General features: G+C 63.9%; 23 protein-coding genes and 1 pseudogene. 10 read left to right on the top strand and 14 right to left on the bottom strand.

Annotation, left to right across the window (positions count from 1 at the left end; translation table 11 throughout):
* Nucleotides 1–3: 3 nt before the first annotated feature.
* On the bottom strand, nucleotides 4–330 hold the full coding sequence (locus tag NG698_RS16180) for a TOBE domain-containing protein (protein ID WP_252610991.1): 327 nt from the start codon (nucleotides 328–330) through the stop codon (nucleotides 4–6).
* Nucleotides 331–408: 78 nt separating this feature from the next.
* Nucleotides 409–1,419: a LacI family DNA-binding transcriptional regulator gene (locus NG698_RS16175; protein WP_252611075.1), complete on the bottom strand. Its 1,011-nt coding sequence runs from the start codon at nucleotides 1,417–1,419 to the stop codon at nucleotides 409–411.
* 361 nt (nucleotides 1,420–1,780) lie between these two features.
* Here NG698_RS16175 and NG698_RS16170 point away from each other — a divergent pair, with 361 nt between their 5' ends.
* From NG698_RS16170 to NG698_RS16135, 8 genes are all read left to right on the top strand, one after another.
* Nucleotides 1,781–2,485 (top strand): nucleoside/nucleotide kinase family protein, encoded by a 705-nt coding sequence (locus NG698_RS16170; protein WP_252610989.1) that lies wholly within the window; start codon nucleotides 1,781–1,783, stop codon nucleotides 2,483–2,485.
* 98 nt (nucleotides 2,486–2,583) lie between these two features.
* Complete coding sequence (locus NG698_RS16165) at nucleotides 2,584–3,348, top strand: ATP-binding cassette domain-containing protein (RefSeq protein ID WP_252600461.1); 765 nt, start codon at nucleotides 2,584–2,586, stop codon at nucleotides 3,346–3,348.
* Nucleotides 3,345–4,430 carry an ABC transporter permease gene (locus NG698_RS16160; RefSeq protein WP_252610987.1) on the top strand — a complete coding sequence of 362 codons (1,086 nt, stop codon included), beginning with the start codon at nucleotides 3,345–3,347 and terminating at the stop codon, nucleotides 4,428–4,430. The genes NG698_RS16165 and NG698_RS16160 overlap by 4 nt, the downstream gene beginning before the upstream one ends.
* Before the next feature lie 45 nt (nucleotides 4,431–4,475).
* Entirely contained in the window at nucleotides 4,476–5,456 is a 981-nt protein-coding gene (locus NG698_RS16155; RefSeq protein ID WP_252575940.1) for an ABC transporter substrate-binding protein, read from the top strand.
* Between the two features lie 86 nt (nucleotides 5,457–5,542).
* Nucleotides 5,543–7,042 carry a mannitol dehydrogenase family protein gene (locus NG698_RS16150; protein ID WP_252600463.1) on the top strand — a complete coding sequence of 500 codons (1,500 nt, stop codon included), beginning with the start codon at nucleotides 5,543–5,545 and terminating at the stop codon, nucleotides 7,040–7,042.
* Nucleotides 7,039–7,815, top strand: coding sequence for an SDR family oxidoreductase (locus NG698_RS16145; RefSeq protein ID WP_252575942.1), 777 nt, complete (start codon nucleotides 7,039–7,041; stop codon nucleotides 7,813–7,815). The genes NG698_RS16150 and NG698_RS16145 overlap by 4 nt, the downstream gene beginning before the upstream one ends.
* A gap of 55 nt (nucleotides 7,816–7,870) precedes the next feature.
* Nucleotides 7,871–8,461, top strand: coding sequence for a P-loop nucleotide/nucleoside kinase family protein (locus tag NG698_RS16140; RefSeq protein ID WP_252610986.1), 591 nt, complete (start codon nucleotides 7,871–7,873; stop codon nucleotides 8,459–8,461).
* A 170-nt stretch (nucleotides 8,462–8,631) separates the two neighbouring features.
* Complete coding sequence (locus tag NG698_RS16135; RefSeq protein WP_252610984.1) at nucleotides 8,632–9,546, top strand: hypothetical protein; 915 nt, start codon at nucleotides 8,632–8,634, stop codon at nucleotides 9,544–9,546.
* A gap of 61 nt (nucleotides 9,547–9,607) precedes the next feature.
* Here NG698_RS16135 and NG698_RS16130 read toward each other — a convergent pair whose 3' ends face one another.
* The 11 genes from NG698_RS16130 to NG698_RS16080 all read right to left on the bottom strand — a co-directional run bounded on the left by NG698_RS16130 (nucleotide 9,608) and on the right by NG698_RS16080 (nucleotide 20,812).
* On the bottom strand, nucleotides 9,608–10,843 hold the full coding sequence (locus NG698_RS16130; RefSeq protein ID WP_252600466.1) for an NYN domain-containing protein: 1,236 nt from the start codon (nucleotides 10,841–10,843) through the stop codon (nucleotides 9,608–9,610).
* Nucleotides 10,844–10,987: 144 nt separating this feature from the next.
* Complete coding sequence (locus NG698_RS16125) at nucleotides 10,988–11,716, bottom strand: amino acid ABC transporter ATP-binding protein (protein WP_256471159.1); 729 nt, start codon at nucleotides 11,714–11,716, stop codon at nucleotides 10,988–10,990.
* An 8-nt stretch (nucleotides 11,717–11,724) separates the two neighbouring features.
* Entirely contained in the window at nucleotides 11,725–12,414 is a 690-nt protein-coding gene (locus tag NG698_RS16120; protein ID WP_058931152.1) for an amino acid ABC transporter permease, read from the bottom strand.
* Nucleotides 12,407–13,078, bottom strand: coding sequence for an amino acid ABC transporter permease (locus tag NG698_RS16115; protein WP_252600468.1), 672 nt, complete (start codon nucleotides 13,076–13,078; stop codon nucleotides 12,407–12,409). The genes NG698_RS16120 and NG698_RS16115 overlap by 8 nt, the downstream gene beginning before the upstream one ends.
* An 85-nt stretch (nucleotides 13,079–13,163) precedes the next feature.
* A complete protein-coding gene (locus NG698_RS16110; RefSeq protein WP_252600469.1) occupies nucleotides 13,164–14,003 on the bottom strand; it encodes a transporter substrate-binding domain-containing protein in 840 nt (279 codons plus the stop codon).
* 293 nt (nucleotides 14,004–14,296) lie between these two features.
* The gene (locus tag NG698_RS16105) at nucleotides 14,297–15,046 is read right to left on the bottom strand and encodes an SDR family NAD(P)-dependent oxidoreductase (RefSeq protein ID WP_252611073.1); all 750 of its coding nucleotides are present in this window, start codon (nucleotides 15,044–15,046) and stop codon (nucleotides 14,297–14,299) included.
* 14 nt (nucleotides 15,047–15,060) lie between these two features.
* Nucleotides 15,061–15,903, bottom strand: a complete 843-nt coding sequence (locus NG698_RS16100; RefSeq protein WP_252610982.1) for a fumarylacetoacetate hydrolase family protein — start codon at nucleotides 15,901–15,903, stop codon at nucleotides 15,061–15,063.
* Nucleotides 15,900–17,105, bottom strand: a complete 1,206-nt coding sequence (locus tag NG698_RS16095) for a fumarylacetoacetate hydrolase family protein (RefSeq protein WP_252610980.1) — start codon at nucleotides 17,103–17,105, stop codon at nucleotides 15,900–15,902. Before NG698_RS16095 ends, NG698_RS16100 begins: the two co-directional genes overlap by 4 nt.
* Nucleotides 17,102–18,601 (bottom strand): aldehyde dehydrogenase (NADP(+)), encoded by a 1,500-nt coding sequence (locus tag NG698_RS16090; RefSeq protein WP_308293045.1) that lies wholly within the window; start codon nucleotides 18,599–18,601, stop codon nucleotides 17,102–17,104. Before NG698_RS16090 ends, NG698_RS16095 begins: the two co-directional genes overlap by 4 nt.
* Complete coding sequence (locus NG698_RS16085) at nucleotides 18,598–19,944, bottom strand: enolase C-terminal domain-like protein (protein WP_058931159.1); 1,347 nt, start codon at nucleotides 19,942–19,944, stop codon at nucleotides 18,598–18,600. Before NG698_RS16085 ends, NG698_RS16090 begins: the two co-directional genes overlap by 4 nt.
* A gap of 136 nt (nucleotides 19,945–20,080) precedes the next feature.
* Complete coding sequence (locus NG698_RS16080; protein WP_252610979.1) at nucleotides 20,081–20,812, bottom strand: GntR family transcriptional regulator; 732 nt, start codon at nucleotides 20,810–20,812, stop codon at nucleotides 20,081–20,083.
* A gap of 215 nt (nucleotides 20,813–21,027) precedes the next feature.
* Between NG698_RS16080 and NG698_RS16075 the strand changes: the two genes are divergently transcribed.
* Complete coding sequence (locus NG698_RS16075; protein ID WP_252610977.1) at nucleotides 21,028–22,377, top strand: MFS transporter; 1,350 nt, start codon at nucleotides 21,028–21,030, stop codon at nucleotides 22,375–22,377.
* A gap of 615 nt (nucleotides 22,378–22,992) precedes the next feature.
* On the opposite strand, the gene NG698_RS16070 is transcribed toward NG698_RS16075, so the two are convergent.
* Nucleotides 22,993–23,493 carry a hypothetical protein gene (locus tag NG698_RS16070; RefSeq protein ID WP_252610975.1) on the bottom strand — a complete coding sequence of 167 codons (501 nt, stop codon included), beginning with the start codon at nucleotides 23,491–23,493 and terminating at the stop codon, nucleotides 22,993–22,995.
* A gap of 246 nt (nucleotides 23,494–23,739) precedes the next feature.
* Here NG698_RS16070 and NG698_RS16065 point away from each other — a divergent pair.
* A pseudogene (locus NG698_RS16065) lies at nucleotides 23,740–24,467 on the top strand (DUF222 domain-containing protein); the annotation flags it as partial.

Below are 24,467 nucleotides of genomic sequence, written 5' to 3'. Positions count from 1 at the left end.
GGGTCAGCCACGCACTGGCAGCAACCCAGCGGCCGAGACCTGGCCGGATGATGCCAGGTTCGCGCCGGTCTCGCTGTCGAAGTAGCTGGCCATTCTGGCCTCGAGGGCTATGGTGCAGGGATCTCCGGCCATCAGGCGTGCTTGTCCCGTCTGGCGGATCCAGATGAGGTCGTCCTGGTTGAGTTCCCACATTTTCAGGCCGAGGGCAGGGTCCGGCTGGACTCCGATCAGGGTGTCCGCGCCGAGGTATTCGATGCGCCGGACGGTACCGGCCAGACCTCGGCCGCCGACGTCGGCCGAGACCGTGAGGTGCTCCGGTCGCAGGCCCACTCAAAGGTGCTTGTGCGTCCATTGGCTGCTGATTTCCGGTGCGGGAAAGATTCGGTAGGGGAGTGGAACCTCGAGGCGTCACACTGCGACTGAGGATGCCAGCACCGCGCCTGCTGGCTGGCACGACTGGCGTTCGATCAGCCTGACGGGAATGACGTTTTTGCGCCGGAACCTCTTGTCGGGCGTCGCGATTCGGGCGAGGATGCGCTCGGCAGCAATCCGTCCGACCTGACGAGGGTTCTGGTCGATGACTGACACCGAGGGTTGGAGGACATCCGCCATGGGAAAGTCGCCAAAACTGATGAGCGCAATGTCGCTTCTTTTCAAAGCCTGAAGGGCCGGGAAAACGCCCGTTGAGAACCGCGCGTTGGAGGAGAAGATAGCCGTAGGCGCATCGCTCAGTGCCAGCAGGGTCCTGCAGACCTGGGCGGCAGCGTCCGCGTCGCGCGACCCAAGCACAATCAGATCCTCGTCGATCTCCAAACCGGCATCGTCAAGGGCGGCACGATAGCCTTCCAGGCGCAGCCTCGTGGTGGGGACGTCCGGTGAGTCTCCGACGATGGCGATGCGGCGGTGGCCGTGGGAAATGAGGTGCTGCGTCGCTTCGAAGGCGCCGCCGAAATCGTCTTCGACGAAGTAGTCGGCGTTGAGCTTGGTGGGTACGCGGTCAATGAAGACGATGGGGAAGCTGTCCTGCCACCGTGCGAGGTAGGACTGATCGGCTGCGATCGGGGCGATAATGAGGCCGTCGATCTGGCGGCGGACCGTCGCTTCAATGATGCTTTGCTCCAGGGACGGGCTATCCCCGAGGCTGGTCACGACGATGGCCATGTCGTGTTCGCGTGCCGCCAGCTCAATCCCCTTCGTGACGGCAGCGAAGAAAGGATCGGCGACGTCAGGCACAGCGATGCCAATGACGGCGGATTTGCCCTCGCGGAAGGTGCGCGCGAGCATGTTCGGCACGTACTTGAGTTCGCGCATTGCCGACTGAACGCGCTGCCGCGTGTCTTCCGTGACGTGCGGATCGTCGTTAAAAACCCGGGAAACCGTCTTGGCACTCACTCCGGCGTGCGTGGCCACATCCTGCATCGTAGTCACGGTTCGGCTCCTTCATTGTTTGCTGGGCACACCCTACAGGCTGGGCTGTTCAAAAGCGGGAACACCTCCACTGTTAAAGATGTCATCGGTGACAATCCGCCGCCCACCCCATCCTGCCCGATGTCCGCAGTAACTTCAAGCAACGCATGTCATCGATGACATGCGTTTTTTGATTTCCCTTGACATCGATGACATAGGCATCTAAGTTTCTGTAAGGCAGGTCACAGCGAGTTCCTCGAAGCCGAAGGTTAGAGTCACTCGATCCAGACCTGCGAGCTTGATTCAAGGCAGCGCTTCAAGGGTGTAGCAGCAGAGCTTCTTCACCGTGGCATGACCAACGGAGGAGACAGTGATGAACACTGCTGAAGTTCGACCCCAGGTTTCCCAGCAGGAAGCCGAGCATCTGACGTGCACCTTGGATGAGCTGGTAGAGCGGGCCCGTACCCTCGCTGTCAGCGGAAGCCGGCGCATCCTGGGCATTGCGGGAGCGCCGGGTGCAGGAAAGTCCACTGTGGCGCAGGCTATCGCCGATGCCTTGGATGGCCAGGCTGCCCGGGTCGGAATGGATGCTTTCCACCTGGCTAACGGAGTTCTTGCTGCGCGTGGCTCGACGGACCGCAAGGGCGCTCCGGACACGTTTGACCCTTGGGGATATGCCAACCTGCTGCGCCGGCTCAAGGCGAACGGCGAGCCGGTTGTTTATGCCCCGATGTTCGATCGCAGCCTGGAGGAATCGATCGGCTGCGCGATCCCGGTGGCCCGCGAGGTTCCCCTGGTCATTACCGAAGGGAATTATCTTCTCCTGGACGCCGAAGGCTGGCGGGAGAGCCGGGCGCAGATCGACGAGGTCTGGTTCCTGGACCTAAGCGACGACGAGCGGCAGCTGCGGCTGCTCCGGCGCCACGAAGCCTTCGGAAAGCCGCCCGCGGAAGCAGAAGCGTGGGTACTTGGCAGCGACCAAAGGAATGCCGCGGTCGTTGCTGCTACCCGGGAACGCGCCGATTTGATCATCGACCTGAGCTATTCCCACAGCCGTGAGACCTTCACGAAGGCCTGAATGAAGAGGAAGACAGAAGTGACAGCACAACGAAGTGTCTCCGGCTGCAGGGCCGGGGCCGCCGCATTCGTCCCGTACCAGCTGACAGGTGTTACACCATGACAACAATCCCCGTTTTGGAAGCCCGCGGCCTCACCCGCAGCTTTGGCAATGTACGCGCCCTCGACTGCGTCGACTTCGATGTCAACGCAGGCGAAGTGGTTGCCCTCATAGGTGACAACGGCGCCGGAAAATCGACCCTCGTAAAGGCACTGTCGGGAAACCTTGCTTTGGACTCCGGCAAGATCCTGTTTGCCGGCGGCGAGGTTGAACTGACTTCCCCGAGCCATGCCAGCAGCCTGGGCATCGAAACCGTCTATCAGGACCTTGCCCTGGCACCACACCTGAACGCAGCCCAAAACATGTTCCTGGGCCGCGAAATCCCCAAGCCCGGCTTTCAAGGGCGGCTCGGATTCATGGACAACAGGACAATGCGTGCCAAGTCACGGGAAGCCTTCGATGAACTCGGAGCTACGGTTCGAAGCCTGTCCGACCCAGTCGGCAGCATGTCGGGAGGCCAGAAGCAGGCGATCGCCATTGCACGTGCTGTTGCCTGGGCCAAGGGTGTCATCTTCCTGGACGAACCGACAGCCGCGCTGGGAGTCGTACAGACAAAAAACGTGCTCGAGACGATCCGGCGTGTCCGTGACAAAGGTGTGGGCGTCGTGTTCATCAGCCACTCGATGCCGCACGTCATCGATGTTGCCGACCGAGTCCAGGTACTCCGGCTCGGACGCCGGGTGGCCACCTACGAGGCGAAGAAAACGACTGTGGAAGAACTAGTCGGTGCAATGACCGGCGCACTTGATGGAGCACACTCATGACCACAACCGAAGCCGTACCCCGGACAGCCGGGACGGCACCCGAGATTTCACGCGCACACACCCTCCGACAAGTTCTCCACGTTCAATCGTTCCAGATCCTGCTTGTTCTGATGGTCATCTTCCTGGCCTTCACAGCGCTGGCGCCGGACGTGTTTCCGACCTGGGGCAACGTCCGCCAGATCATCCAGAACGTCTCCATCCTGGGTGTCCTGGGTATCGGCATGACCTTCGTCATTGTCACCTCGGGCATCGACCTGTCCGTTGGATCCAACCTTGTCTTCTCCGGAGTCGTGGCGGCAAAAGTGATGCAGGCCATGGGCGATTCTGGATGGGAAACTGCCATTGTCGGTATCCTCGTCGCCGTCGGATGCGGGCTCGGTTGGGGTCTTCTCAACGGTGTTCTCATCGCGAAAGCCAAGGTGCCGCCGCTGATTGTCACCCTGGGAACACTTGGCGGCGCCTTGGGGCTGGCGCAGGTCATCACAGGCGGCGTGGACATCCGCGAAGTCCCTGCGGTTCTCCAGGACACCATCGGATACGGCAACGTTCCGGGAACCACCTGGCCGACAATTTCCCTGATCGCGATGGTCCTGATCCTGATCTTCGGGACCGTACTCCACCGGACCAGATTCGGCCTCTACACCTTCGCCGTTGGCTCCAATGAGGAATCCGCCCGCCGGGTTGGCGTGAAAGTGGATCGCCAACTGATTTCCATTTACGCACTCTCCGGTGGCCTCGCCGGCGTGGCAGGCATCCTGTCGCTGTCCCAGTACGGCACGACCGCTATCGCCGGTCAGTCAGCGACAAACCTTAACGTAATCGCCGCCGTCGTGATCGGTGGAACGTCACTCTTCGGCGGTGTCGGCACCATCTTCGGAACCGTCATTGGCCTCTTCATCCCCGCGGTACTCCAAAACGGCTTCGTCATCGTCGGCATTCAGCCGTTCTGGCAGCAGGTGGCAGTCGGCGCCGTTCTCGTCCTCGCCGTCTATGTCGATCAGCGCCGCCGGGCGGCGGCAGCCCGAGGGCAGTCCGCCAAGCCTGACGGCAAAAAGAAGCTGTACGGCCGACGCTCCAACTGATTTTCCCCCCGCATCAACCTATCCAAGCAAACTAGGAGCTACACAATGAAGTTGACCCCTAAAGCCACCCTGCTCGCGGCTGCTCTCCTCGCCGCAACGTCCCTCACGGCCTGTGCCGGCGGAAGCGCCTCGGCCGGGAGCTCAGCCGGAGACCAGCCCAAGCTCACCTTCATCCAAGGTGTGGCCGGTGACGAGTTCTACGTCAGCATGCAATGCGGCATCGACGCCGCTGCCAAGGCAGCCGGCGCAACGATCAACACGCAGGGGCCGGCCAAGTTCGACCCGACCCTTCAAAAGCCCATTGTCGATTCTGTTGTGGCATCCCAGCCGGATGCCATCCTGATCGCGCCAACGGACGTGGCCGCAATGCAGGCACCCTTGAAGGCTGCTGCGGCCGCGGGCATCAAGGTCATCCTGGTTGACACCACGGTGCAGGACCCCTCATTCGCCGCGTCTGCGATCGCCTCGGACAACAAGGGCGGTGGCCTTGAGGCCTTCAAGGCAATCAAAAACCTTAGCCCCAACGGGGGCAAAGTCCTCGTAATTTCCACCGACCCCGGAGTCTCAACAGCCGATGCCCGTGTTGCGGGCTTCGAAGAGGGCGCCAAAGCCGACTCAACCTTCCAGTACCTGGGCGTGCAGTACAGCCACAACGATCCGGCTGAAGCCGCCAGACTCGTTTCCGCTGCGTTGGCCAAGGACCCGGACATTGTCGGAGTCTTCGCGGCCAACACCTTCGCGGCAGAGGGAACAGCCACAGGCATCCGCCAGGCCGGCAAACAGAATCAGGTGAAGATCGTCGGCTTCGATGCCGGGCCGGCACAGGTCAAGCAGCTCAAGGAGGGCATCGTCCAGGCCCTGATCGCACAGGAACCGGCATCAATCGGCACCCAAGGTGTGGAGCAGGCGCTCAAGGCCATCAAGGGCGAGCCCACAGAGAAGGAGATCCAGACCGGGTTCAAGCAGATCACCGCGGACAACATCAGCGGTGACGGCGCGAAGTACGTCTACAAGTCCTCCTGCTAACAGCGAGCGTTGCGGTGCCGTTGTCCGCCCACTCGCAAGCTGGCAACGGCACCATCCCGCCTCTCCCGACCAAAGAGAAGAATGACATGACGTCCCTGAATGAAGCGGCCCTTCCAGAAGCGGCAGGCCTGCTACCCATCCCCTCGTATCAGCGCCGCGCGGTACGGACCGGGATTGTTCACTTCGGCGTCGGCGGATTCCACCGATCGCACCAGGCAATGTTCATCGACCGCCTCCTGAACCTGGGCGGCTCCCAGGACTGGGGAATCTGCGGCGTCGGAGTGCTCGCCTCGGATGCCCGCATGCGCGATGTCCTCGAAGACCAGGATGGCCTGTACACGCTGGTGTTGAAGGGAGCGGATGGCACCGAAGACGCCAGAATCATCGGTTCTATCACCGAGTACTTGTATGCCCCCGACGACCCGGCAGCGGTGATCCGCAAACTCTCAGATCCTGCTACGCGCATAGTCTCCCTGTCCATTACCGAGGGCGGCTACAGCATCAGCGACGGCACGGGTGAATTCGATCCCCGTACGCCGGACATTCTCCACGACCTGAAGCAGAACGCCGTTCCACGCTCCGCGTTTGGCCTGATCACCTCAGCCTTGGCGCACCGCCGTGACCAGGGCACGGCCCCGTTCACCGTCATGTCGTGCGACAACATTCAGGGGAATGGCAACGTCGCCGGCAAAGCGCTCGTGTCCTTCGCCCGACTCAAGGATCCCGAACTGGCCGGCTGGATCGCCGACACCGTAGCCTTTCCCAACTCCATGGTCGATCGCATCACCCCCGTCACCACCGACCATGACCGGGCCGCGGTGACCGAAGCTTACGGATTCTCAGACGCATGGCCGGTCGTTGCCGAGCCATTTGAACAATGGGTTCTCGAGGACAAGTTCACCGCCGGGCGTCCGCCTTTGGAAGACGTCGGTGTGCAGATCGTGGACGACGTCGAGCCTTATGAACTCATGAAACTTCGGCTGCTCAACGCAAGCCACCAGGTCATGAGCTATCTTGGCTACCTCGCCGGATATCGGTTCGTCCATGAGGTCTGCGCCGATCCGCTGTTCGCCGAGTTCATCAGCGGCTTTATGGAACGCGAGGCGACACCCACCCTGCGACCCGTGCCCGGCATAGATCTGCAAGCGTACCGGAACGAACTCATCCACCGCTTCGCCAACCCCGCCATTCGTGACACCCTCGCCCGCCAAATGGTCGACGCATCCGAACGGATCCCCAAATTCGTGCTTCCGGTGGTGCGTGAACAGCTTGAACTCGGAGGACCAATAGACCGGGCCGTGCTGGTGATCGCCGCCTGGGCGCGGTTCCTGGAAAGCACAGACGAACATGGCGAACCGGTAGCCATCACTGACCGGCGCCTGGACGAACTTCGCGCGGCGGCCCGTGCGGACCAGGTAGAGCCGGGTGCCTTCCTCAACCTGACCGAAATATTTGGCGACCTGGGCCGGAACGCCCGCTTCGCCGCCGCGTACCGGCAGGCCCGCAAAGCCCTGGAACGCTCCGGGGCGCGAACCGCCGTTCAGGACCTGACCGAACTCTTGATGCCTACAAGGAGTACTTCATGACCGACTCACCCACAGCCAGCACGGCAGTCGAAGCCCGATCTGCAACAACCGACTTCAACGGCCGCTCCATCCTGGTCACCGGAGCCAGCGGCGGCATCGGGGCCGCCACCGTCCGGCAACTCACCGCCGCGGGGGCGAAGGTCACCGCCAGCGCCCGCACGCTCGAGTCCTTGGCGCCGCTCTGCGATGAAACCGGCGCCCAGCCCTTGGCATTCGACCTGACCTCCGAGGAAAGCATCAGAGACGCCCTCGAGGGCCTGGACCTGTGGGGCGTCGTGAACTGCGGCGGCTTCGGCGGCGAAATCGCCACACCGCAGGACACCGACATCGACGTCTTCGACAAGGTCATCAGCATCAACGCCCGCGGGGCCCTCCTGGTCATCAAACATGCGGTGCCCTCCATGATCCGCCAGGGCAATGGCGGTGCAATCGTCAACGTCTCCAGCCAGGCCAGCATGGTCGCACTTCATGGCCACATCTCCTACGGCTCCTCCAAAGCCGCCCTGGACAACATCACCCGGGTGTCGGCCCTGGAACTTGGCAAGCACAACATCCGCGTCAACAGCGTCAACCCGACAGTGGTCATGACCGACATGTCCAACTTCTACTGGGGGCGACCCGACGTCGGCGGCCCCTTCCTTGAGCAAATGCCACTCGGACGATGGGCCACCGTCGACGACGTGGCCGGCCCCATTGTCTTCCTGCTCAGTGACGCCGCCGCCATGATCACCGGTGCTTCCCTCCCGATCGACGGCGGCTACACCAGCCGCTGACCGCCGTTCCCGGCGCGGGGCGCCGCGACCCGACCTCAATGTGAAATGGATGACAATGAACCTGACCGAAGAACGCGCAGCCGAGGCGATTATCGTCTGCGGAGTGCCGGCGAGTGGCAAGACGACGTTTGCCCATGACCTGGCCCGCGAGCTCCACTGGACCATCCTTGACCTGGACACCGTCACGAATCCCTTGTTTGAGCACATGGGCGGCGAATTCCTGGTCGATGTCCCTACAGCACAACCCGCAGCGCGTGCGAGCGTGAACGATATTCGCTACACCTGCCTCTTCGACACCACCCGGGAGAATCTCGCACTGGGCAACAGCGTGGTTGTTGTTGCTCCGTTCACGTCCGAACGCACGTTCCCGGCTGCGTGGGCACGGCTTATTGAACGCCTCGCGATCCCTGAACCGCGGGTGCACCTCGCCTGGATGGACACCCCGCCGGGCGAGGTCGTGAGACGCATGCGGCTCCGCGGAGCGGCCCGCGACCTCGACAAGGTCAAGAACCCGGAGCGTTTCCTTTCTCCAGAGGTTACGCAGGCCCCCGGCGTCGGGCATATCCGTATTGATGGCCTGCTTACGCCGCGTCAACAGCTTGAGCACTTCCTCTCGGACTTCGCTGTGCGCGAGGCCGTGCACTGAGCCGCCGCTAGCGGTCACCCCGCCATTCCTCCACCGAGGGGCCATGCCTCCCAAGGCGCACCCCCTACGAGGCGCGATTTGTCGCGCCCTCACGACGGCAGTTTCCGGTGCATCCGGCCGCCGGACCCCAGATCCTCACAAGACCAAGACCATCTAATTAGGAGAAACCAGTGAACACTCTTACGACTCTCGAGCGCCGCGGCATGGCAGCGATCTCGACCCCTGGCGGCAAGATGCTCATCGTTGCAGCCGACCAGCGCAACGGCATGAAGGCCGTAATGAACGACGCACCCGGCGGGCCGAACTCCATTACAGCCGAGCAGCTCTCCGACGCGAAGGTGGATCTGGTCCGCTACCTGGGAAACGCCGCACCGGCCATCCTGCTCGATCCTGAGATTGCCCTGCCCCGTGTGGCGGATGAGGGCGTTCTCTCTCGCGACACCGCGTTGGTTGTCGGTCTTGACGCTTCGGGCTTCGACACGGTCGACGGCCTTCAGTACACAAAGTTCGTCCCGGGAATGACGCCCCGCAGGGTGCGCGAACTCGGCGGCAACGTGGCGAAGATGCTCTGGTACATGCGCCCCGATCTTCAGGACGCCAGCTCGCGCGTCGCGGATGAAATCCGCGAACTCGTCACGGCATGCACCGACGAAGGACTCCTCCTCATCGTCGAGATCCTGGTCTATCGCCTCGAAGACGAAAGCGAGGAAGCCTACGCTGCTGCGTTCCCCGGACTCGTCGCCGGTGCTGCCCGGCTCTCCGTCGAATGCGGCGCCAAGGTGCTTAAGCTGCAGTACCCCGGATCCGGTGAGGCCAGTGCCTCGGTCACCGAGGCGGCCGCAGGCGTGCCGTGGGCCGTACTGTCTGCAGGCGTGGACCACGAGACGTTCATGAGGCAGGTAGAGATCGCTGTCGCAAACGGTGCCGGCGGCGCCATGGCGGGACGCTCGCTCTGGAAGGACAGCCTTGCTGTCTCGGCAGAAGTCCGCGAGCGACTGCTGACGACGCGTGCGCTTCCCCGCCTGCAAGAGCTCGAAGCCATTGTGGACGGGACGCTGGTGGCGTCCCAACGCGCCACCATCTGATCAGCGCCCATGAGGCTGGCGGACGACGGCGGGAGGTCCCGCCGTCGTCCGTCTTCTGTTCTCAGGCGTCCAGCAGTCCGCCGCTTGCCCAGCGCCGCACGGCCAGCTTCTCGGCGGCGTCGAACTCCAGGAGCGCCACGCGGCAGAGCTCTTCCACGTTCGCGGTCCAGGCTGCTGCCAGACCTTCCGCGGTCGCCTCGTCGGTGAGCGGGAAATTGACGTAGGCCAGACCTTGAAGAACAAAGCTCACGGCGTTGCGGGAGACGGGCTGGTCCGCGTTGACGCAGTCGTCCCTCACCTGCCGGGACAGTTCGGTGCGGTTGAGTGGATGCTCACGAAGCCTGGCTTCCATGGCATGGAACATCTGGCGGAACTGGGCTGCGGAAAGTGCCGGCACGTCCGTCACCCTGGTGACCTGTTCCTCGATGCCCGGCTGCAGGTCCGCGGGCGCAGGAAGATCCTCGCTCGAGAACCGCTTCGCGTCCCAGACCCAGCCACCTTGTGCCGGAGAATATTCGACGCCCTGGCCGATCTGGGACACCCACGTCCCAAACTTTCCCCAGCCTCCCCAGTCCGTCTTCAGGGAAGGCTCTGCAGTGAGTGCCCGGTGGGCCACCATCGCGCCGTTAACCGGTCCGGGAGCGGCGCGGACGAACTCGAGGACCTCACGGATGGCGGGCGAGGCGGACTTGGCCTTCGCCTTCGCTGCGGCGGGGACAGTCTGGTGCTTCCCGGACGCCACCGCATGAACCGGCTCCACCGTTGAGCCGTTGAGGATGGCGACGAAGTCGTGGGATTCCACCACATGGTCCGCCATCTCCCGGTACGCGAAAGCAACGGCACCGGCTGCGATAACCGTGGTCATGCGGTCAGCGGCCCGGAACCGCTGGATCAGGGACGTGAAGTCGGCATCGGCCGAGGCAATGAAGAACTCTTCGATGCCAACGTTGCCGGACAGCGCGTCCATGGCGTCGAGCACCAGATTGATGTCCGTGCTGCTCTTGCCCCGCTGCGTCAGCGACGGGCAGTCGATCACGCGGAATCCGGCGCGGGTCCAATACGTCCGGTACTTCGAGTACACCACCGGGTTCAGGTAGCAGTTGCGGATCAGGAACCGGCGGGCGTCCTCGCCGGAACCACCTGCTGACAACGCATCCGCCCAGTGCTTCGGGTCTTCGGCAAAGCGCTTCGCTGCCAGCGGATCCAGTGCCTGCAGGCCGGTGAAGACGTTGTCGAAATCAACGAACATCGCAGCTCGGATGCCAGGCCTGCGGGACGGTGGGAGGGCCTCATTCATTGGCTCAGTGTGTCAGGAACGGCGCGAACTGGCGACCGGTCCGGCTGCGACACGCTAAGGGCGACGGCATGGCCCCGCGAACCGCGGCAGTGAGCGGACGACGGCGGGAACCTCCCGCCGTCGTCCGCTCACTGCGTGCTCCGGTTACAGAACCTTGCTGAGGAACCCCTGAGTTCTGGCGTTCCGCGGCGAGGAGAAGATCTCATCGGGGGAGCCTTCCTCGACGATCAGTCCCTGGTCCATAAACAGCACCCGGTCGGCCACTTCCCGGGCGAAGCCCATTTCGTGGGTAACTACCACCATGGTCATACCCTCATTGGCCAGGTCCTTCATGACGGTGAGCACCTCGCCGACAATTTCCGGGTCCAGGGCTGAGGTGGGCTCGTCAAAGAGCATGATTTTTGGATCCATGGCCAGCGCGCGGGCTATGGCCACACGCTGCATCTGACCGCCGGACAGGCTCCCGGGGAAGGCCTCCATCTTTTCGGCCAGACCCACCTTTGCCAGCAGCATTTCGGCTTTGGCGCGGGCTTCGTCCTTGTTGACCTTGGCAACCTTGAGCGGGGCCAGCATAACGTTGTCGATGACCTTCAGGTGCGGGAACAGGTTGAAATGCTGGAAGACCATTCCCGCTTCCTGCCGGACCAGGTTGATGTTCGTTTTCGAATCGTCCAACCGGTGCTTGTTGATCACGATGCTGCCGGACGTGATCGATTCCAGGCCGTTCATGCACCTCAGGAACGTGCTCTTGCCCGAACCTGAGGGGCCGATGACGCACACCACCTCACGCTCACGGATGTGGCAGTCAACGCCTTTGAGGACATGGTTCGGGCCGAATTTCTTATTCAAATTCTCAACAAAAATCACAGTCATATTCCGATCTAAACGCTCGCGGGCTCGGGAAGTTTGAGGGGGTCCACCTGGATGCCGGTCCGTTTCTCGTACAGGCGCCCCAGCAGGGAGATGCTGTAGCAAATGACGAAGTACATGGCGGCGACCGTCAGGAACGTCATGATGGGGTCGCCGGTGAGGTTGGTGACGATGTTGCCCGCGTGGGTCAGTTCGACCAGCCCGGTCACCGTCACCAGGGAGGAATCCTTCACCAGGCCAATGATGAAGCCGACGCCGGGGGGAACCATGATCTTCCTGGCCTGCGGCATGACCACATACCGGAGCTTCGCCCAGTAGTTGAGCCCGAGGGCATCTGCCGCTTCACTTTGTCCCCTCGGCACGGCTTCGATGCTGCCCCGCACGATTTCTGCCACATAGGCGGCTGCGAAGCAGGTCAGCGCAATGACGGCCGAGGCGAACTTGTCCAGTTCCAGGCCGGGAAACAGCAGCGGGATTCCGAAGAAGATGAAAAAGATGATGACCAGAATCGGGATGCCGCGGACGCAGCTGATATAGATGGTGCTGATCCACCGGGCGATCCTGCTGGGGGAGGTCCTGGCAATGCCGAGGATCAGTCCGAAGATGATGCCGAGAATGCCGGACATGGCGCAGAGCTGAATGGTCAGCCAGGCCCCCTTGGCCAGCGGAATGAGGTCCTGCCAATCAAAGGCCCTAAACACGTGCGCCCACCGCCCACCGAAACAGCGTCGTTTCGGCCCGTTTCGAGGCCAGGGACAGCAGGGCGGAAACGCCAAGGTAGAGCAGCCCGCCCACTGCGAGCACCTCGATGGTCCGGTACGTGGTGTTGCTGACGCTCATGATCGCGTTGGTCAGTTCAGGAAGCGAGATGATGGATCCAATCGACGAAGCCAGGAACAGCAGAATCAGCTGGTTGGTCAGTGCAGGGAAAACGTTCCGGGTGGCTGGCAGCAGGACGATGTAGCGCACGATCTGGGCGTTCTTCATACCCAGGGCCTTGCCGGCCTCACGCAGGCCGTGTGGCACCGACTCGAAGCCGGCCCGGTAAATTTCCGCCGTGTATGCCGCGTTGTTGAGGGTCAGGCCAATAACGGCGGCCCAGATGGGTTCGAGGTTGATGCCCAGCGCGGGAAGGGCAAAGTAGATCAGGTACAGCTGCACCAGCAGAGGCGTGTTGCGGATGGCCTCGATGTAGCACGAGCAGAAGATGCTGACTGCTTTTCCGGGCCCGACCTTCCCCAGGTACAGGAAGACGCCGAGTGCGCTTCCTGCCACCATGGCCACGAGCGTGATGTAAAGAGCTGTCCAGAGCCCCTCAAGCAATAGCGAGCTGAACGGGAGAAGGTCTCCGAAATATAAAGCCATGAGCAAAGGGTCCTATCCGTGAACGGCGGTGTGGGTGAATGACTGCCTGTCCTTCACCCACACCGGAGAGTGCGTCCGAATACTGTTAGTGGGCGAGGAAGGGCGGAAGTTCCAGCCCGAACCACTTCTGCAGGGAGGCCTCGTTCTGTCCGGAGATGGTGTAGTTCCGGATGAAGTTGTTGATGTAGTTAACCCACGTCTGGTCGCCCTGCTTGACGCCGATGGAGAACAGCGCCGGCTTGATCGGGTCGCCCTTGAGCACCTGGAATGCGGACGGATCACTCTTCACGAGCCCGCCGATGATCGCGTTGTTTTCAATCAGCGCGTCCACCTTGCCGCTCTTGAGGGCCTGGATGGAATCGGCCGTGGTGTTGAAGCCGGCGATCTTGGCGTTCGGGAAGGTGGCCTTGAGGATTTGCTCGCCCACACTTCCGCGCGACGTGGCCACGGATTTCCCGTCCAGATCCGCGTAGCTGGCGATCGGGCTTCCCGCGGGCACCATAAAGACGGTGGAGCTGGCGGCGTACGGCTCGGACATATCCACCACCTGGGCCCGCGCATCCGATGCCGTGAAGGTTGCAATGACGGCGTCCGCCTTGTCGGTCTGCAGCAGCGGGATGCGGCTTTCGTTCGTGGCCGTGACGAACTCAATCTTTGCGCCCAGCGAGGCGCCGAGCGCGTTCGCGACGTCAATGTCGAAACCCTCGTGCTCACCTGATGACGTCATCACGCCGTATCCCGGAGAGTCGGCACTGACGGCGATTTTGATCGTCTTCGTCTTGAGGATCTGGGTGAGGTGGCTGTCAGCCACGGCTCCTGTTGCGCTCGCAGCGCCGGCCGAGGCGCCGCCGGAGGAGCAGCCTCCCAGCGTGAGGGCCAACGCGATAGCCGGAACAAGAAGCAACTTCGGTGTTGCTTTGAACATGGTGCTCTCCTGGGGATTATTGATGCGGATCGGATGCGGGGGTGACGGAGTCCGGGGATCCCGGTCGTTCGCCGTCGAAGATCATATAGGAATACGCACTATCATATAGTGTATGTGACGCAGGTCAAGCCCCTCCTGAAAACCGCTTGTGTGCGCTCGCCGGAAGGGGTTGGCGCGGTTCATCCGGACACGCCAGAGGCGCCGCCGTGCCCCGACAAATCAGGACACGACGGCGCCTCGCAGCTTCTACTCCGACGGGGAGTTACCCCGCCGGGGCGTTACTCGGCGGGACGTTACTCGACGGGACGCAGGCGCACCGCCTGCATGCCGCCGTCGACCGCCAGTTCAGTGCCCGTCGTCGAACCGGCCAGCGGACTGGCCAGATACGCCACCGCCGCTGCAACCTCTTCCGGCGTCACCAGCCGGCCGTGCGGCTGCCGGGCCTCCAGCGCCGCGCGTTCCGCTACCGGGTCATCCGCCTGGCTCAGCAGCCGGTTGATCCAGGGCGTGTCAGCCGTGCCCGGATTGACGCAGTTGACCCGGATGCCTTCGCGGACGTGATCGGCCGCCATGCTGAGCGTCAGCGCCCGGATGGCGCCCTTGGTGGCCGCGTAGAGCGCCCGGGCGGGCAGCCCTGCGGTGGCGGCGATGGAGGACGTGTTGACGATCGCGGCGGCGGGGGACTGCCGGAGATAGGGCAAGGCGGCGCGGCTCACCCGCACCGCGCCGATCACGTTGACGTCCAGAACGCGCTGCCACTCGGCGTCGTCATTGTCCGCAACGGTTCCCTGGGCTCCAATGCCTGCGTTGTTGACCACAACGTCGATCCCGCCGAATTCCCGGGCAACGCGTTCGACGGCGGCACGCACCGAAGCGTCATCGGCCACGTCGCATCGGATCGACAGCGCCGCTTCGGATGCTGCCTCGGGATTCAGATCCAGCACCGCCACCCTCGCTCCGCGCCGGGTCAGATGAGCCGTTGTGGCCGCTCCGATGCCGGAAGCCCCGCCGGTGACGATGGCACGGATGCCTTCAAACTCCATTGCCGGGTCCCCGTTCATGCGATGAATTCATGGCGCTGCCGCCCCAGCCCGTCAATTTCGATTTCCACAACGTCGCCGGCCTTCAGGTACGGGAACCGCCCGGACAGCGCGACTCCCTCGGGGGTGCCGGTGCAGATGAGGTCGCCGGCCTCAAGCACCATGTACTGGCTCAGATTCCAGACGATGGTCTCGACGTCGAAGATCATGTCCGCGGTGGATGAGTCCTGGCGGATTTCGCCGTTGACCCAGCTGCGCAGCCGCAGCTTGCCGGCGTCGACCTCGTCGGGGGTGACCAGGTAGGGACCCGTGGGGCAGAACCCCGGTGAGCTCTTGCCCTTGGACCACTGGCCGCCGGAAACGTTCAGCTGGAAGTCACGCTCGGAGAGATCGTCCACCACCACAAACCCGCCGATGTGGTCCCGGGCGGCCTCGGGGGAGTCCAGGTAGGAGGCGCGTTTGCCGATGATGATCCCGAGCTCCACCTCCCAGTCAGTTTTGGTTGATCCCCGGGGGATGGCCACGGCATCGTCCGGACCGCCCACGGTATTGGGTGTCTTGAGAAAGATGACCGGATGCTCCGGCGGCTGGGCACCCGATTCCGCTGCGTGGGCGGCATAGTTCAGGCCAACGCAGACGACGGCGGACGGGCGCACCACCGGGGCGCCGTAGCGTACGACGTCGGAGCTGACGTCCGGCAGCGTGCCTGCGCCCAGTGCTGCGGCGGCAGCCGCGGGGCCACCGTTGGACAGAAAGTCACCGTTGATGGCCGGTGTGATGCTTTGGAGCGAGTAGTGCCTGTCCCCGTGGACCAGGACGGGCTGTTCGGCGCCCGGGGCGCCAATCTGGGCGAACTTCATGAGGCATATTCCTTACTGCTTGATGCGCGGACTTCGCGTTGGGCATGAAGATAGCCGAACAGCTGCCGCAGGCCAAACGACCATTCCGGCAACTGTTCCGCCGCCCCCACGACGTTTATGAGGGCCCCGAGGTGGCGGCTGCGGATGGTCACCGTATCGCCCATGTGGTGCGTGAACCCCTGTCCCGGATGGTCCCTGTCCTGCGTTGGCGCGAAGAGAGTGCCGGTGAACAGTGCAAAGCCGTCCGGGTACTGGTGGTGCTTCCCAACCGTCGCGGCGACGAGCTCTTCGAACGGACGGCTGATCCGGGACACGGAATTGCGTCCCTCCAGTGAGTAGCCTTCCCGGCCTTCGACGCGCAGCAGGATTTCCTCCTGGCGCAGCGTCTCCAGGGTGAAGCCGTCGTCGAACAACCGGATCAATGGACCTAGGGCGCTGGACGCGTTGTTGTCCTTCGCCTTCCCCAGCAGCAGGGCACTCCGGCCCTCCACGTCGCGGAGGTTCACGTCGTTGCCCAGGGTTGCGCCCACAACTGTGCCGGCCGAGGTGGCAATCAGCACCAGTTCCGGTTCCGGGTTGTTCCAGGAGGAGAACGCAGGGATCCCGACCGCCGCGCCCAGCCCCACCGACGAGAGCACCGGGGCCTTCGTGAAGACCTCGGGATCCGGCCCGATCCCGACCTCCAAGTACTGCGACCAGAGGCCTTCGGCGATGAGCACCTTCTTGGCTTCGGCAGCCGCGGGGGAGCCGGGCCGGATGGAGCTGATGCTGCCGCCGAGGGCACGGCCCACCAGTTCCCGCATCTCGGCCGCGCGGCTGGCGTCTCCGCCGCAACGCTCCTCGATGACCCGTTCGATCATGCTGTCCACAAACGTCACGCCGCAGGCCTTGATGACCTGGAGATCCACGGGAGCCAGGAAATGAGGGCGAGCCGCGTCCTGCGTCAGCGACGCGTGAATGATCTCGCTGGTCTTCCACCGGGGCAGTGTCATCGCGGCGCGGACGGCGGCCACGAGATCCGGCCGTTCCAGGAGCTCGGAGACGGTTTCGGCCAGATGCTGGAGGTCGAAGACGTCCTGCTCCTGGACGGCGACCACGCGTGGTCCGCCGGTTTCAACGTCCCAGACGCGGCCGATCAGGAGTGCCCGTGCCGCGTCGTCCGGGAGTACCGAGGCCCCGCCGAGGTCCAATGCGGCGCTCATGGCCGGACCTCGATTCCTGCAGTCTGGACTGCAGTCTGTCCCTGCCGGACGGGCCGCTGCCACACCCCATCCACTCGCTGCGGAACCCGCCAGGGATTGGCGTCCTGCAGAGGTTCGGGCAGGCGACCTTCCGGGAACGACTGGTAGGCCACAGGCCGGAGGAAGCGCCGGATCGCGGCCGTTCCTACCGAGGTGGTGGCCGATGTTGTGGCGGGGTACGGTCCACCGTGGTGCTGGGCGTAGCTGACCGTGACCCCCGTGGGCCAGCCGTTCCAGAGGACCCGGCCGCTGATGTCCGTCAGCCGTGCGGCCAGTTCTGACACGTCATCCTCCGGCTCCGCCTGGAGCGTGGTGGTCAGCTGTCCCTCCAGCAGTCCGGTGAGTTCCAGGAGTTCCGATTCGTCGCCGTACTCCACCACCAGGCTGGCGGGCCCGAACATTTCCTGCCGCAGAATTGACGGAACACTGCGGACAGCCGCGGAAGTCGTGTGGAGCACGGTTGGCGCCGGTGCCTCGTCGAAGTCTCCTTCCACTAGAACCTCCACGCCGGTAGTGCCGCGCAGATCCTGCACGGACTGCCGGTAGCCCTCGTGCAACCGCGGGCTCAGCAGCCGTGCTGCGGCAAAGTCCGCCAGCGCGGCGCTCAGAACCTGCCGGACGCCGTCGGCCTCTCCAGCCGGAACAAACAGCAGCCCCGGCTTGGTGCAGAACTGGCCCATTCCCATGGTGAATGAAGCGGCGTATCCGCTGAGGATTTCGTCGCGCCGCACCGCCCAGGCGTTCTCGGTGACGAACACGGCGTTGATGCCGCCCAGTTCGCCGAAGAAGGGAATCGGTTCGGGCCGGGCGGCGGCACGGTTGAACAGTGCCCGGCCGCCCGCCGTCGAACCCGTGAACCCGATGGCCTTCACGGCAGGATGGTCCACCAGAGCCTCCGCGGCAGGCCGGCCGGTGACGAGCGAGAACAGCCCGGAAGGGGCTCCGGCGGCATCCAGCGCGGCGATGACGGTCTCGGCGGTGCGGAGCGCGAGGTTCCGGTGCCCGTCGTGTGCCTTGTGCACCACGGCGCACCCGGCGGCCAGTGCCGAGGCGCTGTCGCCGCCCATCACGCTGAAGGCGAAGGGGAAGTTGGAGGCTCCGAAGACGCCCACCACGCCGATGGGCACGTTGAGCCGGCGCAGATCCGGCCGCGGGCCCATGCCCCAGTCCGCGTCCACGTGATCGATGGTGGCGTCGAAGTGCTCGCCGGCGCGGACTTCCGTGGCGAAGAGCCTGAGCTGGAAGACCGTGCGTTTCAGCTCGCCCCGGAGCCGTGGATCGCCCAGGTGGGTTTCCTGAGCGGCGATTTCCACCAGCGCATCGGCGTCGTTCTCCAGCGCGGCCGCTATCGCCTCCAGCCAGGCTGCGCGGGTGCCGGGGTCTGCGGTGCGGCCCTTTTCGAAGGCTGCGTGGGCGGCGTCGACACTCGCGTTGAGGTCATGGACCGTGGTTGTCATCGGAGAGCACCGGCTCCGGTCACGGAGGCGCCCGTAACCGCGGCGCGGTCGCCCACTTCGAGCCATCCGGCGCCGGCGGGGAACTCCCAGCGGGCCCGGGAGGCGCTGAGCATTTCGGCGCCGGTGCCCGGGAGTTCCGGGGCGGCGTAGCGGCCGTTGACGATGCGGACCGGCTCGGCGAAGTGCTCGTGCAGGTGGTCAACGTACTCGATCATCCGGCCGTCCTGGCTTCCTGTGATGGCCGCGTAGTCGAAGAAGGAGAAGTGCTGGACGAGTTCGCACAGCCCCACGCCGCCGGCGTGCGGGCAAACCGGTACGTTGAAGCGGGCAGCGAGCAGGAGGTTGGCGATGTTCTCGTTGACGCCGCCCACACGGGTGGAATCCAGCTGGAGGACGTCGATGGAACCGGCCTGGAGCAGCTGCTTGAACACGATGCGGCTGGCGACGGCCTCGCCGGTGGCGACGCGGACGGGGGCAACGCCCTTCCGGATCTCCGCGTGGCCCAGGATGTCGTCCGTGCTGGTGGGTTCTTCGATCCAGTAGGGGTTGAACTCGGAGAGCTGGTTGACCCACTCGATGGCCTCGGAGACCTCCCACCGCTGGTTGGCGTCGATGGCGATCGGGAGGTCGCCCACGGCCTTACGGGCCAAGGCCATGCGGCGGCGGTCGTCATTGATGTCGCCGCCCACCTTCAGCTTGATCATGGAGAAGCCGTCCGCGGCGGCTTCCTTGCTCAGCCGGACGAGCTTCTCGTCGCTGTAGCCCAGCCAGCCCGGCGAGGTGGTGTAGGCGGGGTAGCCGTCCACCTTCAGGGCGGCGATCCGGGCGGCCTTTCCGTCTTCGCCGGCGCGCAGGATGTCCAGTGCCTGCTGGGGGCTGAGAGCGTCGCGGATGTGTGTGAAATCTACGACGTCGACGATTTCTTCGGCGGGCATCTCGCTGAGCAGGAGCCACAGGGGCTTGTTCTCGCGCCGTGCGCGGATGTCCCAGAGTGCACTGACGAGGGCGCCGGCCGCCATCTGTGTGACGCCCTTCTCCGGGCCGAGCCAGCGCAGCTGGGAATCGTGGATGAGGCGCTTCGACGCGCCACCGAGGTCGTAGATCAGTTCATCGATGTCCCGGCCGAGGAGCAGGCCGGCATAGGCGTCAATGGCGTGCGTGAGGATTTCGTTGCCGCGTCCGCAGGTGAAAACAAAGCCGTGGCCTTCGTCGCCCGCGTCGGTGCGGATGACGACGTACGCAGCGGAGTAGTCCGGGTCAACGTTGACCGCGTCGGAACCGTCGAGCTCCAGGGACGTGGGGAACCGCACGTCTTGGGTGTGGATGGAAATGATGGAGGTCATGGGTTTCTTCTCTCTCTGGTCAATTCAATTCGTGAACACAATTCCTATATGAATTCTCATAATCATATAGGAACGGTGACTCAGATCAAGTGCCCGAGAAAAAAGAAGCCCCGGCCAGCAGGCCGGAGCTTCGATTTCAGGTGACGATATGCCTTCTTGGTGGTCCGCCGTTCTCCAGCGGCGAGAGGTCTGCCGTGCCTTCGAAGGCCTTGGCGAACCGGGCGAAGGAGTTCCTGATGTGCTGGGCCATGGCCTCCTCGGCGCGGTCGGGCAGGCAGGACGCGATGGCCTCCCGTACGGTGGCGTGCTCGGCGATGGTGATGGCGCCGTCGATGTCTGCCGGGTAGAGGCGGAAGGTGTGCAGGTGGCAGTGGGTCTGGGCGTAGGCGTGCTGGACTACCGGGTTCCCGGCTGCCAGCAGGATGGTGTCATGGAAGCGGGTGTCATGGGCCACGAGGTCCTGCCGAGCGTCGCCGCTGGTGGTCTTCATGGAGTTGCGGATGGCCGACAGTTCCTTCTCCAAGGCCGCGGCTGGGTTGGCGAGGCGGTCCACGGCCGCGGACCGCGCGGCCCACGGTTCCACCAGCAGCCGGAACTCAAAGAGCGATCGCAGCGCGGGTAGGTCCAGCAGCGGCGTGGTGCTGTATCCTCGGCCGGGGCTGTAGACCACCAGGTTGTCACCCTCCAGCCGTTGCAGCACTTCGCGGACCGGGGTCTGTGAGACGCCCAGGCTGCGGGAGACCGCATCAATATTGATCCGTGCGCCGGGTGCGATTTCGCCCTTGAGGATGGAGGCCCGCATGGAGGCGTAGACGTCACTTACGGCTGCCTTGCCTTTGGATGCATCGGATGATTGACGTGTGGGCACGCGGTTACCTCTTTGTGCTGGTTGGTGGAGTCGCTGTGGGAATCATATTCCACGGGTGGGAGCGGCCGGGGGTGGGGCGTTTTCTTCCAAAAGTTGCTCTGGATCACATTAACTATATGATTATTCCGATTCCTACATGATCTTGCGCCGGAATCCTCGGCGTCTTCCCCGGTGTCCAGGCACCCGAAAGCCACGTTTACGTCAAAGGAGACGGTATGACTGTCCTAGGCAGCAGGCTCGCCCCCAACTCTTCCCCCAATCTTTCGTCCAAGGCTCCCCGCACCATGACCCGCAAGCGCTGGGTGATCATCTGGCTCGCGTTCATCGGGCTCAGTATTAACTACCTTGACCGCTCAAGCCTCAGCGTTGCCCTGCCGTTTATGGGTAAGGATTTTGAGCTCTCGGCAACCCAGCAGGGCCTCATTTTTGCCGCCTTCTTCTGGGCGTATGACTTCTGCCAGCTGGCCGCCGGGTGGTACGTCGACAAGGTTGGGCCGCGGAAGTCCTTCACCCTGGCAGCGGTTTGGTGGTCCGTGTTCACCATGGTCACCGCCTTTGCGCAGAATTTCTGGTCGCTGTTCGCCGCGCGGTTCCTGCTCGGTGTCGGTGAAAGTCCGGCCCCCAGCACCGCCGCCAAGGTGGTGGCCACCTGGTTCCCGGTCCGCGAACGGGCCTTTGCCACCAGCATCTGGGATTCAGGCTCCCGTGTAGGTGCGGTCATCGCGCTGCCGATCGTCACGTTGATCGTCGCCTTCACGTCCTGGCACGCGGTCTTCATCATCATTGGGATTGCCGGCCTGATCTGGGCTGTTGTGTGGTGGAAGATGTACCGGAGCCCCGAGGACCACCCGACGGCCAATGACGAGGAGCGGGCCTACATCCGGGGAGGCGGTGCCCGGAGCGCAGCGAACGACGACGCCGACGCAGCGAAGCTCCCCTGGCGCTCACTGTTCAAATACCGCACCATCCTCAGCATGATGTTTGGCTTCTTCTGCCTGAACAGCGCCATCGACTTCTTCATCACCTTCTTCCCGAGCTACCTCGTGAAGGAACGCGGCTTCGACCTGCTCAAGCTCGGCCTCTTCGGTGCCATCCCGGGCATCTGCGCGGTGGCCTTCGGCTGGCTGGCCGGCTACGTTGCCGACCGGGCCGTCCAGCGCGGGGTCTCGGTCACACGGGTCCGGAAGACCGCCATCGCTGGCGGTCTGATCGGCGGTTCGGTCATCATGTTCGCCGCCGTGGTCCCCGAGGCGTGGATGGCACTTGCCCTCCTGTCGGTGGCATACTCCAGCCTCACCGTCGCCGCCACCGGCATCTGGTCGCTCCCCGCGGACGTTGCCCCGAGCTCCCGCCACGTCGGATCCATCGGCGGGCTCCAGAACTTCGCCTCCAACCTGGCAGGCATCTTCACGCCGGTCCTGATCGGTGTCCTGGTGGACCAGACGGGATCCTACGTGGCGCCGCTCGCGGTCATCGGATTGGTGTCGCTGGCCGGAGCCGCGAACTACCTGTTCGTCCTGGGCAAGGTGGAGCCCCTGAAGGTTCCTGCTTCCGCCGCGGCGTAGTCGAGCGGCAGGTTTCGACTAGCTCAACCACCGGGCGGACGACGGCGGGAGGTCCCGCCGTCGTCCGCTTGTCCACATCACACACCGCCGGTGAGTCCCGGAGGCTGATGCTGGGGGTGGAGAATGATTCTATGAGGATCGAACTGCTCCACATCGACGAGTGCCCCAACCTTGCTAAGGCGCAGGAGCGACTGGAATCAGCCCTGACCGCTTGGGACACGGCGATATTCCAGTGACCATACGACTCCTGGAGTCCGCGCCGGATACGGCGGGCACGGGATTCGCGGGTTCCCCTACGATCACCCTCAATGGGTCCGACATTGTTCCGACCGGTGCGACTGCAGACGATCTGGCCTGCCGGATATACGCGACTCCAAGCGGGCTGGCGGGTCTTCCGACGATCAGCCAAATAACCGAAGCGCTCAAAAACAATGGACTCTGAAGGGACCTGCAGATGCTCCTGCTGCGGCAGGGTGATGAGTCGCAAGCAGCTGCATGTGCTCGGCATCGAACCCGTCTACATTTGCCGGCGCTGCGGTTTATGGGTTGTCCTCCGGCTTCGGCCAGACAGCCCTGAACGCATTTGCTGACTTGCCGACTAAAAGCGATCTGCGCTTAGGTCAGGTCCTCCACGCCGGCAGCCCGGTCGGCGGCCGCACCTGTTGAGATCCCGCTCAATGTGCCAATGTAATCCAGCGTTTTGGGACTGACGTGCCGCACTAGCGCAAGGGCTTCCCGGAGGGCCGCACCCTGGATGTGGTCCTCGAGCGTGCCGCGGAGCTCCGCTACCGTTTCGATGCCCTCACGCTCGAACACTTGCGTAATGTCCTCTATCTGGGCCAGACGGCCAGGCGATGGCCAGTCGATGACTTCCGAGAGCTTCCCCGTATCGAGGTGCTGGCGGAATCCACTGGTTGTGGCGGCATCCGGCCATTCCGCGACGAGGGCTTCGACGCGCGGCTTGACGGTTTCGTTGTAGTTCTGGCGGCGCTGAAGCGTGGCATCCACAATGATGGCCCCGATGTGGAACCAGCCACGGCTGACTTCGGCCGCGGCGTCTGTGCCCTGTGAGTCCGTTGGCGCCGGAGTGTTGGCAGCATCATTATCGATAGTCATACCTGAATACTTCCACGTGCCGCGCGACGGCGGGGCCTCGCGCCGTCGTTCGTGGCGCCATCCCGGCACGATGCGGTGTCTCAGTCCGAGGAGGCGGGCCGGGGGGGACAGCGGGGACGATAGTTTCCCGGCGGAGAAATGATCCGGGGCGGTTGCATCGATCGCCAAGAACCGGCTCCCGTTTTGGCCACACGCCCCGAAATCCATTCTCGCTTAAATGTCAGACCCTCACTAGATGATGGAAACATGGGAAACGCGGCGGTGGCGAAGGCATATGCGGACATCATTGCTGCCATTGCCGTGCTGAATTCCGAACTGAACGGGGCTGGCGGGTCCGGTTCTGAAGTGTCATCGGAGGCTGATCTTTTGCGTGGCCTGGGTGATACGTGCCTGGACATCCTCTCCGGCGCCGCGGGAGTGGAGGCGCGGATGGCTGCCCTGAAGGCCCGGGCCGCAGTGGAATATGCGGACACCGCCCAAGCTATCGCTTCGCCAGGTGCGCCGGTGCAGGCGCAGGAGATGGCGGTGACCGCGGAGATCGCATGCGTCCTGGCCATCGGCGAACGGGCCGCAAGTGCGCTGCTGAACCAGTCACAACTGCTGACGACCGCTTTGCCGCTGACGCTGTCCGCTCTGCAAGCGGGCACCATTTCGTGGCAGCACGCGCGGGCCATGGTGGATGAAGCCGCAACCCTTGACCCGGCCGGTGCCGCGTCGCTGGAGGCCCACTTTCTGGACCCGGATGCGCCGAACGCGGCCGGTGGTTGTCCCGCAGGGGAAATGCCGGCGTTCCGGTTCCGTCACAGGGCCCGCACCTGGCGGGAACGCCACCATACGGAGAGTATCGAGAAGCGGCACGCAAAGGGTGTTTTGGATCGTCGGGTCGAGTACGCCCCGGATCAGGACGGGATGGCATGGCTCTCGGCCTACCTCCCCGCGGACCAGGCGGCCGGGATCTGGAACCGGACCACCGC

It is taken from the genome of Pseudarthrobacter raffinosi (assembly GCF_023913735.1).
GTDB classification, from domain to species: Bacteria; Actinomycetota; Actinomycetes; order Actinomycetales; family Micrococcaceae; genus Arthrobacter; species Arthrobacter raffinosi.
The sequence above is the reverse complement of the archived record's forward strand: the minus strand, read 5'-3'. Positions and strand labels throughout refer to the sequence as shown.

What these genes read in the sequence shown, in the direction of transcription:
- NG698_RS16175 (WP_252611075.1), bottom strand. Translation starts at nt 1,419, where the DNA reads ATGCAGGATGTGGCCACGCACGCCGGAGTGAGTGCCAAGACGGTTTCC.
- NG698_RS16170 (WP_252610989.1), top strand. Translation starts at nt 1,781, where the DNA reads ATGAACACTGCTGAAGTTCGACCCCAGGTTTCCCAGCAGGAAGCCGAG.
- NG698_RS16165 (WP_252600461.1), top strand. Translation starts at nt 2,584, where the DNA reads ATGACAACAATCCCCGTTTTGGAAGCCCGCGGCCTCACCCGCAGCTTT.
- NG698_RS16160 (WP_252610987.1), top strand. Translation starts at nt 3,345, where the DNA reads ATGACCACAACCGAAGCCGTACCCCGGACAGCCGGGACGGCACCCGAG.
- NG698_RS16155 (WP_252575940.1), top strand. Translation starts at nt 4,476, where the DNA reads ATGAAGTTGACCCCTAAAGCCACCCTGCTCGCGGCTGCTCTCCTCGCC.
- NG698_RS16150 (WP_252600463.1), top strand. Translation starts at nt 5,543, where the DNA reads ATGACGTCCCTGAATGAAGCGGCCCTTCCAGAAGCGGCAGGCCTGCTA.
- NG698_RS16145 (WP_252575942.1), top strand. Translation starts at nt 7,039, where the DNA reads ATGACCGACTCACCCACAGCCAGCACGGCAGTCGAAGCCCGATCTGCA.
- NG698_RS16140 (WP_252610986.1), top strand. Translation starts at nt 7,871, where the DNA reads ATGAACCTGACCGAAGAACGCGCAGCCGAGGCGATTATCGTCTGCGGA.
- NG698_RS16130 (WP_252600466.1), bottom strand. Translation starts at nt 10,843, where the DNA reads ATGAATGAGGCCCTCCCACCGTCCCGCAGGCCTGGCATCCGAGCTGCG.
- NG698_RS16125 (WP_256471159.1), bottom strand. Translation starts at nt 11,716, where the DNA reads ATGACTGTGATTTTTGTTGAGAATTTGAATAAGAAATTCGGCCCGAAC.
- NG698_RS16115 (WP_252600468.1), bottom strand. Translation starts at nt 13,078, where the DNA reads ATGGCTTTATATTTCGGAGACCTTCTCCCGTTCAGCTCGCTATTGCTT.
- NG698_RS16110 (WP_252600469.1), bottom strand. Translation starts at nt 14,003, where the DNA reads ATGTTCAAAGCAACACCGAAGTTGCTTCTTGTTCCGGCTATCGCGTTG.
- NG698_RS16105 (WP_252611073.1), bottom strand. Translation starts at nt 15,046, where the DNA reads ATGGAGTTTGAAGGCATCCGTGCCATCGTCACCGGCGGGGCTTCCGGC.
- NG698_RS16100 (WP_252610982.1), bottom strand. Translation starts at nt 15,903, where the DNA reads ATGAAGTTCGCCCAGATTGGCGCCCCGGGCGCCGAACAGCCCGTCCTG.
- NG698_RS16095 (WP_252610980.1), bottom strand. Translation starts at nt 17,105, where the DNA reads ATGAGCGCCGCATTGGACCTCGGCGGGGCCTCGGTACTCCCGGACGAC.
- NG698_RS16090 (WP_308293045.1), bottom strand. Translation starts at nt 18,601, where the DNA reads ATGACAACCACGGTCCATGACCTCAACGCGAGTGTCGACGCCGCCCAC.
- NG698_RS16085 (WP_058931159.1), bottom strand. Translation starts at nt 19,944, where the DNA reads ATGACCTCCATCATTTCCATCCACACCCAAGACGTGCGGTTCCCCACG.
- NG698_RS16075 (WP_252610977.1), top strand. Translation starts at nt 21,028, where the DNA reads ATGACTGTCCTAGGCAGCAGGCTCGCCCCCAACTCTTCCCCCAATCTT.
- NG698_RS16070 (WP_252610975.1), bottom strand. Translation starts at nt 23,493, where the DNA reads ATGACTATCGATAATGATGCTGCCAACACTCCGGCGCCAACGGACTCA.